The organism is Puniceibacterium antarcticum (assembly GCF_002760615.1).
Lineage (GTDB): Bacteria > Pseudomonadota > Alphaproteobacteria > Rhodobacterales > Rhodobacteraceae > Puniceibacterium > Puniceibacterium antarcticum.
The window spans coordinates 1-12,639 of the sequence record NZ_AWWI01000180.1; the positions used below are offsets into that span (position 1 = coordinate 1).

Below are 12,639 nucleotides of genomic sequence, written 5' to 3' on the forward strand. Positions count from 1 at the left end.
TGTGCAGCTCGACAGGGAGTGATCGAGGGCACAGCTGCCGCATGGCGCGACCGTCGCGCGGCGGCCTGTCCATGTCCGGCGTCGGGGTCCCGGGCGCTCGCCGCCGGGTGGCGCGTCAGGCCGAGGCTTCGTCGAGTGCCCGCCGCATGTGCAGCAGGCTGTCGCTGATCCTGTCCGGTGTTGATTTCCGCCAGAAATTGACCCAGTTTTCCGAAATGTCGCGACCCATCATCTGCCGGTAGTTTTGTCTACTCTTCAGTAGATTACCATGTCTCAGAGTGGTCAGCGCCAAATGGAAAAATGGGTCAATTCGATCAGTAAATCTACAATGTCGCGCTGTTGGCACCATCGCTTTTTATAGACTCTACTTCCAGCAAACCGGCAGCCTCTCGATAACATTTTGCATCACTGGAAGTTCGGTTTCCTCGGCATAGACCCGGTCATTCGTATCTGTAGCTTCTTGCCCAACGATATTGAGGCGAACCAGCCGCGGCACGTCGTGCATTTCGCGGATCGTTTTGTTTTCAAAGTGGGCACTTCGAGGATCAGGTGCTGTCGCTTGTTTCCGAGAGGGACGTCGTGCCATCACTTGAGAACATGCGGGCCAAGCTCCTCGACCGGCTGGATGGCTTAACTTAATGACAGTCCAGAGTCCTTGGGGGATGCGGGGGACGTTTGCCTATAACGGGGCTCACGTGCTGTTCATGAATCGCGCGCGGTCGGCGTCGACTAGGTCCTGCTTGCAGGCGCAATTAGACATCTGAGAACCACTCTCACCAGATTTCGTCATAAGTTGGGACTTGCCCACTGAGTGCTTCACCAAGGTCACCCAAAATTTCCCCCCGTACCACTTTCTCGAAAGTGGCTGCTTCGCTCGAATTTGCTAGGCCCTTTTTGAGGGCTGGAACACTGAATCCTTCTCCCCGCAGCCGCTTTGCCGTTAGCGCAATTTCACGCGCGTTTGAAAGCTTCACCGTCGGCTAATCACCGATCTCCAACCAGGTTTTGGTGCGAAGATAAAAGGCTTTGGCGCCAGATGGCCATCTTCGACTCCTTTCGCGCCCGCCCGCATGGGCGCAGGGGAACGAAGGCGTCATCGAAAATGATATGCAAGTCAGATAGTTACCAGTCCTCTTGTGGGTTTTGCCTGTTCGGTCGGGCTCAGAGGAGGTTCGACCGAAGTACCGTTCCCTCCGCCAAAACCCCGTCAATCCGCTGTTATATTGAGCTGTCTGGTGTGTTTTTTTCCGCAGGTTGGTTGCAAGCGGACAGGCTGTTGCCATTAGCCTCCTGGCTTTGCTGCGCTTTCCGTTAGAGGACGCCGCGGCGTTGGCTTCAGGATGGCGTATCGGCGAAGAGCGCCTTTTTTCGGGGGATGACCCGGCTGTCGCGACCTTTGGCTGCGATGCGGGTGGCGTGCGGCCCGTCAGCGACCAGTGATCCCCTCTGTCGCCTGCGGTGGGACAGGCTGTGTCACTAGATAGCTTTTGCGCTTTTCATAAAAGGCATTGCCACCCGCCACGAGCACATAGTGCATGTTGTCATAGGGAAATCTGTAACCGGCCTGATGGAAAAACTGCGCCCCGCCGGCAAGGGGGTGGCGTTCACCCCGCAGGACCGCGCGCGCGGCTTCCTGCACCCTGGGTAGGGCGCTTGAACTCATTTTGCTTGACAGGATGCCCTTTGCGAACTGGCCTTTTTGCCCGACAACGCCACAGACGCTATCGGGGAACTGGTTTGAGTTGACCCGGTTCATCACCACACTGCCGACGGCGATCATGCCATCCCGGCTGGAACGGTTGGATTCAAAATACATGGCGCGTTCCATGCACTCCAGTTCGCTGTGGCGGCCCGACATCGAACAGCCTGTCAGGATCAGCGCCATTGCCGCGATGCAGGCGGCGGTCTGGAGCTTTGATTTCGCAACTCTCACTGTTGATCCTTTCGTGCGGTGTGGACGGCGCAGGTGCCCCCAAGGGATTCTTAGCAGGAGCGGGTGCGCAGTCTCAACACCTTCGGCGCAGAACATGGCGTGCTAGGCATCTCTGCGATGTCCCGCCGCGTCCCGTCGCTCAATTCAGGATGTGCACAAGTCCGCCGGTTTGCCCTTCCAGCACGCCATGTTCTGCGCCGGTGGGTTTGAGCATCGCCTGCAACAGCACGGAGGTCGGGGTCCAGTAAGGGGTGTACCATTCCTGATCCACCTCAAGGATCAGCACCTTGTCCGACGCGGCGTCATAGGCCCCGATGACCGAGACATGCGGGCCGTCCCAGTCGCCGGTGACAACGCCTTGGTTGAAATAGAGCAGCAGCGCATCCCCGGCCGAGGCCTCGTTGGTTGTCAGAAGGGCGCGCACGCTGTCCAGCGTGGCAGCGTCGTCATTGGCAGGCTTGAGGGTTTCGGTGTGGTAGCCACTCATTTCCGTGGCCTTCAAAGCCTCGTCAGTGAACTGTACGAGCTGGTCGAAGGTCACGCCGTCGCCGCCTTCGGTGGAGAGGCTGGCCCAATCGGCGTCGCCCACCAGATCCAGCATCTGCTGTTGGGTGGTGACGGTGTCCAGGGCATTGGCAGGAAGGCCGCGCAGGCCGTTCAGCGCCCCTGTGACAGCGGCAATCGAACAGGCGGAGGTTGTGACCTGTGGTTTGACGAAAGCCGCGAAAGCCCAGTAATCGGGCGCGGCTGCCGTGGTGAGATAGGTGTGATCGGCGGTGATGGGCACCGCATTGGGGCCGAGCTTGGGGGTCGGCGCGTCGCTTGGGCTGTCGGCGGCGGCCAGTGTGCCGGAGGCGAGGAAAAGGCCCAGCAGAGTGGGAACAAAGCGGTTGGTGCGCATCATTTTCGCGAGTGTCCTGAAATATGGAGTGACGCCTGATGCTATCAGCGCGCGGGGCCCGGTCAATTCGCAAATGCACGGCGCTGCCCCGCGCGGGAAAAGGCGGATCTGTTGCGGTGCTTCTGACGCTTGCGCCTTTCGCGGCGGGATCACGCTGGGGAACCCTGTTTCACACCCGTTTGTGCAAAGAAAGCTATGGCCAAGACACAAACCGCAGGTATGAGTCGGCGCGAGCTGGCCTCGTGAGGGGTCGTTGAACGGAGCCGGGGCGGATCCTGTCCTGCGACAGGGGCTTTCCGGTTTGGTATCATTTAACGCGACCGCACACTGCCCTGAGCGGCATCAGGTCACGGGGTGCGGAGCGAGAAAAGGAGGCGCCGATGATCACCGGATATGTGAATGACTCTGGCCGGTTGCGGCAAGTCGAGGGGCTGGGCGAGGAGTATGACGGCGTGGTCTGGATCGATCTGATGAATCCGAGCCATGCCGAAGAGGACGATCTTGAAAAACGGCTTGGGGTTGATATTCCGACCAAGGACGAAATGGAGGAGATCGAGATTTCCTCGAGGCTGTATTACGAAAACGGCGCGTCCTTCATGACGGCGATCCTGCCGTCACGGGCCGATGGCGACGATCCCGAGATGGCGCCGGTGTCCTTTGTGCTGGCGGGCAGCCGGCTGATCACCGTGCGGTATCATGAACCGCGCGCCTTTCAGACCTTTCCGATCCGCGCGGAAAAGGCGCCGATGGGCTGCGATACAGGGGAAGGTGTGCTTGTCGCGCTGCTGGAGGCGATCGTGGATCGGCTGGCCGATATCCTGGAACGTGCCGGGGGCGAAATTGATGCCATTTCGCGCAACATCTTTCAGCACAAGGGCGCGAAACCCAGCAAGAGCCGGGACTTCCAGCAGGTGCTGCAATCCATCGGGCATAAGGGGGATCTGATTTCCAACATCCGCGACAGCCTGGTGACGATGGAGCGGTTGATCGGCTTTCTGGGGCAGGGTGCCATGCAGCGCAAAAGCGACAAGGTGATCCGGGAACGGATCAAGACGCTGTCGCGCGATGTGCGCTCTCTGGCTGATCACGACAGTTTTCTGTCGCAGAAGATCACCTTTCTGCTGGATGCGACGTTGGGCATGATCAACATCGAACAGAATGCCATCATCAAGATCTTTTCGGTGGCCGCCGTGGTGTTTCTGCCGCCGACGCTGGTGGCGTCGATCTATGGCATGAACTTTGTCCATATGCCCGAGCTGAACTGGCCGCTGGGCTATCCCTTTGCGCTTGGCCTGATGGTGCTGTCCGCGATCCTGCCCTATCTGTTCTTCAAGCGGCGCGGCTGGCTTTAGGGGGCTCAGCGGACTTCGCGCCAGAAGGCCGAGGTCAGCAGGACGTAGACGGTCAGCATTTCAAGCCGCCCCACATACATTCCGAAGGCGAGCAGCCATTTGGGGCCGTCCTGCAACGAGGTGAAGGTGCCGGCCGGGCCGATGATGGCGCCGACGCCCGGGCCGACATTGGCCACCGCCGTAAGCGATCCGCTGATTGAGGTTGCCAGATCCAGCCCGTACAGCCCGAGGGCAAAGGCGATGATGCTGACCGTGGCTGCATAGAACACGAAAAACGCGATGACGCCGTTGATGACATCTGGGCTGACGGCGCGGCCCTCGTATCTGACGGTCGTGACGGCGTGGGGGGAATGAGTCAGCCGGATCTGGGCGCGCACGCTGCGGATCAGAACGATCCAGCGCATGGCTTTTGCGCCCCCGGCGGTTGAACCCGTGCAGCCGCCCACCGCCGTCAGCGCAAAGAAGGCACAGGCGGCAAAGGGGCCCCATGTGGTGTAATCGGTGGTCGCATAGCCGGTTGTCGTGACCACGGAGACGACGTTGAAGGCCACCAGACGCAGGGTTTCCAGCACCGGCGTGTGCCCCGTGACAACGCGCCAGGCGGTCAGCAACAGGATCACCACCACAAAGAACAGCAACAGCGCGTTCACTTGTTCATTCTTGAAGCTGCGTCGTTTAAGCCCCCGGATGTACCAGGCAAAGGGCAGCGCGCCGGAGATCATGAAGACAGTCCCGGCCCATTGCAGGAATGGGTTTTCGAAATGGCCAAAGGAAGAATCCGAGGTCGAATAGCCGCCCGAGGACACGGTGGTGAAGGCGTGAACGATCGCCTCGAAAAACGTCATGCCGCCGGCCCGATAGGCGGCGGCGCAGAGCGAGGTCAGCGACAGGTAAACCCAGAAGGTGGCGCCGGCAAAACGCGTCGCACTGGCCATCTCCTTGTCGCCGCGTTCAGAGCTTTCGGCGCGGAACAGCTGCATGCCACCGACGCGCAGGATGGGCAGCAGGGCAATCCCGGCGACGATGAAGCCAAGCCCACCCATCCATTGCAGCAGGGCCCGCCAGATCAGGATCCCGGGGGCTGTGGTGTCCAGTCCGGTCATGACGGTTGATCCGGTTGTGGTGATCCCGGACATTGCTTCAAAAAACGCATCCGTGGGGGTCATCTGCCAGAGCCAAAGGGGCAGCGCGCCGGCGGTCGCGCCAGTGATCCAGATGCTCGCCGTCAGCAGGAAGACGTGCAGCCTGCGAAAATCCGAGACATTGTGAGAGACGCAGATCGAGACAAGACCGCCACACAGGGTCGTCAGCAGCGCGGCTTCGAGGAAGTATTGGCGCGTTTCGGGAAAAATTGCCGCGACCAGCGCCATGAGCGCGCCCATGGCCATCAGAAGGACAGCATTGGCGTAGACGATGAAATTCAAAGCAGGCGCAGACCGGCAAGGGCCGCAAGTTTGGCGGGATCGATATCTTGCATCTGCAAACCTGAATCTGTTCTGGCCTGTACAAAATCCCCTAAACTGCGCCGAATGACAACAGATGCCGTGGGGTGTGCGTTTTTCCGGGCGCTCTTGCGATATCGCCAACACGGTTTGGGGTGGGTTGCGTCCGCAAGGGGTGCGGGAGTGGGGTGTGGCGAACCAGAACTGGCGCGGGGATGTCCCGCCGGTTGCAGGCACATTGTGGCGAGACAGTCTGTCGCTGCATGTTTTTCGGGCTAAGTGAGATGGAGCGGGTAACGAGAATCGAACTCGTAACTAAAGCTTGGGAAGCTGCCGTGATACCTTTTCACCATACCCGCGCTCACTGAGCGACCCATTACGCTGGCACCGCTTTGGCGTCAAGTCTCTCTTGCGGCACACGCAAAGGTGAGCGGTTCGTGTTAGGCAGAGAGCGGTTTGCGGCCATCTATTGGGGGACGGATCAGAAACAGAAAGGCCCCAGAATGATTATGACCCGCCGGACGTTTGCCCTGACGGGCGCTGCCACCCTTGCCGCGCCTGCGGTGCTGGCGCAATCCGCCCCGGACTATCTGCAGCAGGCTGAGCGTCTGGATCAGTTGCACGCGCTGGTGGTGCGGCAGGGCGGTGCCGATCTGGTCGCAGAGGCGTTTCGCGGCCCTGGGCTGACGCGCGTTGCCAATGTCAAATCGGTGTCCAAAACGCTGGTGGCGTCGCTGACCGGCATTGCCATTGATCGTGGGCACCTGAGCGGCGTGGACCAGCGGGTTCTGCCGCTGCTGGGCCGTGCGCCCAGCAATGATGCACGCGACGATCTGACCGTCGGGGATCTGTTGTCCATGCGCGCCGGTCTCGCGAGCACCTCTGGCGGGAGTTATGGCACCTGGGTGTCTAGCCGCGACTGGGTCGATTTTGCGCTGGCGCAAGAAAGGGTGTCAGAGCCTGGGGGCAGGTTCATCTATTCCACCGGCGGCTGGCATGTGCTGGGCGCGGCGCTGGCGCGGGCCTCTGGTCTGTCGCTGCATGAGATGGCGCAGGACTGGCTGGGTGCGCCGCTGGGTGTCGATTTCGCGCCCTGGGTGCGTGATCCGCAGGGGCGCTATCTGGGGGGAAATGAAATGGCGCTCAGCCCGCAGGGACTGGCCCGGATCGGAGAGATGGTGTTGGACAATGGCCGCGCCGGAGATCGGCAGGTGGTGCCGCAGAGCTGGATCGAGACGTCCTGGGAGGCCCGCGGGCGGTCGCCGTTTTCCGGGGATGACTATGGCTATGGCTGGTTCCTGACGCAGATAGATGGGCGGCAGGCGGCCTATGGGCGCGGCTATGGCGGTCAGATCCTGGCGGTTGTGCCCTCTGTGGATCTGACGATCGCGATCACGTCGGATCCGACCTTGCCCGCGCGGTCGGGTGGCTATTTCGGTGACTTGCGCGGGCTTATGGAGCAGATCGTGACGCAGGTGGGGCGGGCCTAGCGCCGCCGCCGTCTGCGCCCCTCGCGGTCGCCGCCGGTGTTAACGGCGACATCGGGCGAGGTTGCGATCTTGGCCAGTTCGTCAAAGGGATCGGTATTGTGCGGGATCGCGCTGGCGGCGAAAAAAAGTTCCTTAACACGCGGCTCTATCGCTGTTTCGACCTTGGTGATCTGGTGCACGACACGTCCAATTCCGGCGCGTGCGGCAAGGCTGCAAAGCGCGATGCGCGCGCCGGTGCCTGCGGCATTGCCGGCAGATGTCACCTTGTCGAGTGGCACATCGGGAATCATGCCAAGGATGACCGCGTGTTTGGCTGAGATATGCGCACCGAATGCGCCGACGAGCGCGACGCGGTCCACAGTATCGACGCCCATTTCATCCATCAAGAGGCGCGCCCCGGCATAAAGCGCTGATTTGGCGAGATGAATGGCGCGGATGTCACGCTGGATGACGGTGATCAGCGCGCCGCCGGGAGCATGCAAGCGCGCGGGTGGTGTTGCCCAGCAGCAGCTCGGCATTGGTGCCTACATCGCCGATCAGAACGAGGTCTTCGGATTTTCCCGGTTCTTCGGACAGGGCGGCATATAGAAATGGGAGGAGGGCGGCAGGGAGGTTAGGCCGAGTTCCACCGGGTCGATGCCCAGCAGAAGGTGGCGCATGATCGGGTTGCAGCCAAAGATTGTTTCAAGGATCAGAGAGGGGTTGATATGCGCCTCTTTGGCGACATCGACGGTGAGCGTGCCAATCGCCTCGCGTACTTTACTGGTCATTTCGCGGTCGCTGCCGGAGTTCATCATTGCGCAGGACAGGCGGCTCATCAGATCCTCGCCAAAGCGGATCTGGGGATTCATGATGCCAGCCGAGGCGATGACGGCACGGGGCTCAAGGTCAGTGAGGTGGACGGTGATGGTGATCGATCCAAGATTGATGGCAAGGCCGCAGAGGGCGGAGTCGTACAGGCGCGGGCAGATCGCGACCATGCGCTCTGCCGTCCCATGTGCCTTGTGAAGGGCGATTGTCACGTTCCAGTTGCCCTTGTGCAGCACCTTTTGCAGGCGCGACAGGGTGGCAAGATCGGTCGAGATGCCGGGATTATTCTACTGTGTTTTCAGGGCTTTGCTGGTGCGATCCAGATCGACGCCCAGTTTTCGCGCGGCGGTCAGGACAGGCGTTGCCTTTGGGAAAACGGCCGTGTTTGCCCGAGGGCGTGAACACGACAAGGGGGTCGGTGGTCATGTGCGGGTCCTGAGTTTTCCTGTTTGCGGCAAGATAGGCGTTGTGGGGGGCGTTGAAAGGCGGCAACCGGCCGTTCCACAGGCTCAGTTGGTCCAGGGCAGGATGCCGGGGCCGAAGATCCAGACGATCAGCGGCACGGGCGCGGTGCCGAGCACGAAGGTCAGCAGGGTTGGGACGGGGGCAAAGATCCGGCTGAGCCCGGCGGTCATGGCCAGCCCGCCACCGCCGCCCAGAACAACGTTCCCCGGCAGGTTCATCAGCAGGGCCAGCGCCAGATAACGCCAGTCGCGCAGGATCCGGGCGAGCCAGTCCGGTGCCTGCTGGCACAGATAGCGCAGGCGCAGATCGGGTGGTTCGCCGCTGAAGCGGGTGATCCGCTCTGCCGGGCGGGTCAGGTGCAGATCGCGCAATGCGCCGATGATCCAGGGCGTGGGCAGCGCGCGGCCCAGCACCCAGGCGAGGCATAGGCCCGCCACCGTCGCGGCCCAGACAAAGGGCGCGGCATCAGCGCCCCGCATGGCCAGCAGGGCAAGGCCGATTTCCACCCCCGGCATGAAGGGCAGCGCGATGAGCAGCGCGTAGATCACAAGCAACAGACCCAACGTAGCCATGCCTGCCGCGCCGGTTTCCATGCGCAGCCAGTCAAGCGCCGTCACCGCCACCCAGACAAGCGCACCGATCAGCGCAAGACGCGCCATGGTGCGCAGCATCGCCGCAAGGGGAAGGACAACGCTCATCCGCAAGTGTCGCAGAGAGCGGTGAAGCATTGGTTAAGGGGCGGAGCGGGGCATCGGGTCAAGTCCCGTCCAGCCAGCGCAGGATCTCGCCCCGGTTGCCGTCCAGATCGGGAGCTGGGGTGCGGGTGGTGCGGTCTTCGGCGCCGCTCATCTTGATCGGATTGCCCGCGGCGGTAAAGGCGGCGCGGCCGTTCTTGTCCAGCACATCGACCACCATGTTGCGCGCAAGGATCTGCGGATCGCGCAGCACCTGATCGACGCTCTGGATCGGGCCGGTTGGAATGCCTGCCGCCGTCATCTTGGCAATCCAGTAGGCGCGGGTGTTGTCCAGTGTCACCGCCTCGATCAAGCGCTTGAGAAGGCGGGCATTTTTCACCCGCTCGGGGTTGGTGGCAAAGCGTGGTGAGTCCGAGAGCGGCAGGCTGAGCAGGACGCAGAGTTTTTCAAACAGCACATCATTGCCACAGGCGATGACGAAAAGCCCGTCAGAGGCATGGAAGGTTTCGAAGGGTGCGATTGACGGGTGGCGCGATCCGATCGGGCCGGGGGCCTTTCCGGTCACGGTGGTGAGCGCAATGGCGTGTTCCAGAAGGGTCACCTGAGCATCCAGCATCGAGATGTCGATGCGCCGACCCTGACCCGTCTTGGTGCGGTCCAGCAGCGCGGCAAGCACGCCCTGACAGAGGTACATGCCCGCGACAATATCCCCGATGGACGCCCCGACGCGCACCGGTTCGCGGCCCTTTTCACCGGTGATCGACATGACCCCTCCGCGCGCCTGAACCACCATATCATAGGCCGGGCGCTTGGCATCCGGGCCGGTCTGCCCGAACCCGGATACAGAGCCGTAAATCATTGCCGGATAAGCAGAATGTATCGCCTTCCAGCCATAGCCCAGACGATCCATCACGCCGGGACGGTTGTTTTCCAGCAGCATGTCGGAACGTTCCAGAAGGCGTTCGAACACTGCGCGGTCCCCATCGTTCTTGAGGTCGAGCGCGATGGATTTCTTGGAATGGTTGATGGCGGCAAAATAGGCGCTCTTGCCATCCTTGAAAGGCGGAAAGGCACGGGTGTCATCCCCCATGCCGGGGCGTTCGACCTTTATCACCTTTGCGCCCATATCGGCCAGTGTCAGCGAGCAGAAGGGCCCTGCGAGCACATGTGTGAGGTCAAGTATGGTGATGCCGGCGAGAGGGAGAGACATGCCTGATCCTGATTCTGAATGCGCGTGCAGCACAACCTTTAGACGGCAGTGCCTTGCCTCTCTGCAAGGGTTTTGCTGCAAAATCCGGCAGATGGAAGGCGTATGGTGGCCGTATGGAAAGCGTATGGCTGGCGTAAGGCGAAATTCAACGGTGCTGCTGAGGGCACGGCCTTCGCTGGGGGTTGTGGAACCATTGGCCACCGCTCGCGTTAACTAATTCTTAACTTTGTGCATTCCAAGAAAGCGGGATGAGCTTAGGCAGGAACTGCTCGGCGAGGGCAGCATCGCCCGTTGAGAAGAACAAACAAAAGAGCGAGGGATGATGACGATCAGAGTTTTCACGTGCAAGGCCTGCAACTATGACATCAGGATGGGCGCCTCAGACTGTCCCTATTGCTTTAAGCCAGCGCCTTTTCTGAACAGGCGGTCCACGCATCTTATGGCGGGGGTGATTGGCTGCCTTTGGCTGGGGACGGTCTATTTGCTGCCGGGGGTTGTCTGAGGCGATTTTTTCGTACGCCTTTCAGACTGACCTTATCGCTGGTGTTCGGCCCGCCGAGTCCGCCTCTGCGGCATCAGCCTGAGACATCCGGGAAAATCGGGCGCTATTGGGGTTTCCCTTGGGACGCAAAGGTGCGATAGGGACGCGCCAAATGATGTTTCCTGAGGAAGGTTGTTCCATGGAGATTCGCGAGGCTCTCACTTTTGATGACGTTTTGCTGGTTCCGGCCAAGTCCAGCGTCCTGCCAAGTACGGCAGACACACGCACCCGCGTGACCCAGAGCATTAAGCTCAATATTCCGTTGCTGAGTTCTGCGATGGACACGGTGACTGAAAGCCGCATGGCCATTGCCATGGCCCAGTCCGGCGGCATGGGTGTCATTCACCGCAATCTGGATGTTGACCAGCAGGCGCGCGAAGTGCGCCGGGTCAAACGGTTCGAAAGCGGCATTGTCTACAGTCCTGTTACCCTGCGCCCCGACCAGACACTGGCCGATGCCAAGGCGCTGATCGAGCGCTATAATTTCACAGGCTTTCCGGTGGTTGACGAAAAAGGCCGTGTGTTGGGCATTGTGACAAACCGCGACATGCGCTTTGCCGAACATGACGACACGCCGGTGCGCCTGATGATGACCTCTGACAATCTGGCGATCCTGCAGGAACCGGCGGACCGCGATCAGGCCAAGAACCTGATGCGTGCGCGTCGGATCGAAAAGCTGCTGGTGACGGATAAGCATGGCAAGCTGACCGGGCTTCTGACGCTGAAGGATACCGAACAGGCGGTGCTGAACCCGACAGCCTGCAAGGACGGGCTGGGGCGGTTGCGGGTGGCTGCGGCCACAACCGTGGGTGACGCGGGTTTCGAGCGGTCGCAGGCGCTGATCGAAGCCGGGGTCGACATGATCGTGATCGACACGGCGCATGGGCATTCCGAAGGTGTGGCCATTGCGGTGGAACGTGTGAAACGGTTGTCCAACGACGTTCAGGTCATCGCAGGCAATGTTGCAACGGGCGAGGCGACGCGTGCGCTGATCGATGCGGGCGCGGACGGAATCAAGGTTGGCATCGGCCCGGGGTCAATCTGCACCACGCGGATGGTGGCCGGTGTGGGTGTGCCGCAGCTGACCGCGGTGATGGACTGCGTCGCGGCGGCAGGGGATGTGCCGGTGATTGCGGATGGCGGCATCAAGTTTTCGGGCGATTTTGCCAAGGCGATCGCGGCGGGCGCGTCCTGCGCGATGGTCGGGTCGATGATCGCGGGCACGGATGAAAGCCCGGGCGAGGTGATCCTGTATCAGGGCCGGTCGTTCAAATCCTATCGCGGGATGGGGTCGCTGGGCGCCATGGCGCGCGGATCGGCGGACCGGTATTTCCAGAAGGATGCGGCCAGCGACAAGCTGGTGCCCGAAGGGATCGAAGGTCAGGTGCCCTACAAAGGCTCTGCCACAGCAGTTGTGCACCAGCTGGTGGGCGGATTGCGGGCAGCCATGGGGTATACCGGCAATGCAACGGTCGACGAGATGCGCAAGAACTGCACCTTTGTGAAAATCACTGGCGCGGGCCTGCGCGAAAGCCATGTGCATGACGTACAGATCACGCGGGAATCGCCGAACTATCGGCTGGGCTGATACCGCGCCTTTGAACGCATGACGATCTGTCCTGCCCGGCACATTGTGTGGGGCGGGACGGCACATGCCCGTTAGGCGGGCAGAAGATTGGCGTGCGCGGCCTTGCGATTTGTGCCGCGCCAGTTTCGCAGTTTCGCCGCTGCGGGTTCAGACCTTTGATAGAGAAGATATCAGGGCGGCTTTGATTTCGCCGTCGCGATAGTGCAGATTAA

Annotated in this window: 9 protein-coding genes, 1 tRNA gene and 1 pseudogene; 4 read left to right on the forward strand and 7 right to left on the reverse strand. The window is 61.2% G+C overall.

Going from position 1 to position 12,639, the window contains the following annotated elements:
- Window positions 1–242: hypothetical protein (locus P775_RS25065; protein ID WP_218967766.1), on the forward strand; the 242-nt coding region annotated here is incomplete at its 5' end.
- A gap of 1,184 nt (window positions 243–1,426) precedes the next feature.
- On the opposite strand, the gene P775_RS28290 is transcribed toward P775_RS25065, so the two are convergent.
- Together P775_RS28290 and P775_RS25075 are read right to left on the reverse strand one after the other, a co-directional pair.
- Window positions 1,427–1,885, reverse strand: coding sequence for a cell wall hydrolase (locus P775_RS28290; RefSeq protein WP_218967767.1), 459 nt, complete (start codon window positions 1,883–1,885; stop codon window positions 1,427–1,429).
- A gap of 187 nt (window positions 1,886–2,072) precedes the next feature.
- Window positions 2,073–2,837: a phytochelatin synthase family protein gene (locus P775_RS25075; protein ID WP_099913546.1), complete on the reverse strand. Its 765-nt coding sequence runs from the start codon at window positions 2,835–2,837 to the stop codon at window positions 2,073–2,075.
- 377 nt (window positions 2,838–3,214) lie between these two features.
- On the opposite strand from P775_RS25075, the gene P775_RS25080 reads away from it, so the two are divergent.
- Window positions 3,215–4,186 (forward strand): magnesium transporter CorA family protein, encoded by a 972-nt coding sequence (locus P775_RS25080; protein WP_099913547.1) that lies wholly within the window; start codon window positions 3,215–3,217, stop codon window positions 4,184–4,186.
- A 5-nt stretch (window positions 4,187–4,191) separates the two neighbouring features.
- Here P775_RS25080 and P775_RS25085 read toward each other — a convergent pair whose 3' ends face one another.
- Together P775_RS25085 and P775_RS25090 are read right to left on the reverse strand one after the other, a co-directional pair.
- Window positions 4,192–5,610, reverse strand: coding sequence for a TrkH family potassium uptake protein (locus tag P775_RS25085; RefSeq protein ID WP_099913548.1), 1,419 nt, complete (start codon window positions 5,608–5,610; stop codon window positions 4,192–4,194).
- Window positions 5,611–5,913: 303 nt separating this feature from the next.
- Window positions 5,914–5,987, reverse strand: a tRNA-Gly gene (locus tag P775_RS25090).
- A gap of 144 nt (window positions 5,988–6,131) precedes the next feature.
- On the opposite strand from P775_RS25090, the gene P775_RS25095 reads away from it, so the two are divergent.
- Entirely contained in the window at window positions 6,132–7,118 is a 987-nt protein-coding gene (locus P775_RS25095) for a serine hydrolase domain-containing protein (RefSeq protein WP_099913549.1), read from the forward strand.
- On the opposite strand, the pseudogene P775_RS25100 reads toward P775_RS25095, so the two are convergent.
- The 3 genes and pseudogenes from P775_RS25100 to P775_RS25110 all read right to left on the reverse strand — a co-directional run.
- Window positions 7,115–8,056: pseudogene (locus tag P775_RS25100) on the reverse strand (ASKHA domain-containing protein); the annotation flags it as partial. The gene P775_RS25095 and the pseudogene P775_RS25100 sit on opposite strands and share 4 nt — an antisense overlap.
- A 381-nt stretch (window positions 8,057–8,437) precedes the next feature.
- Window positions 8,438–9,091: a hypothetical protein gene (locus P775_RS25105; protein WP_143521003.1), complete on the reverse strand. Its 654-nt coding sequence runs from the start codon at window positions 9,089–9,091 to the stop codon at window positions 8,438–8,440.
- 58 nt (window positions 9,092–9,149) lie between these two features.
- Window positions 9,150–10,298, reverse strand: a complete 1,149-nt coding sequence (locus tag P775_RS25110) for a CaiB/BaiF CoA transferase family protein (RefSeq protein ID WP_099913551.1) — start codon at window positions 10,296–10,298, stop codon at window positions 9,150–9,152.
- Window positions 10,299–10,978: 680 nt separating this feature from the next.
- On the opposite strand from P775_RS25110, the gene guaB reads away from it, so the two are divergent.
- Window positions 10,979–12,427, forward strand: coding sequence for an IMP dehydrogenase (guaB, locus tag P775_RS25120; RefSeq protein WP_099913553.1), 1,449 nt, complete (start codon window positions 10,979–10,981; stop codon window positions 12,425–12,427).
- The last annotated feature ends 212 nt before the right edge of the window (window positions 12,428–12,639 follow it).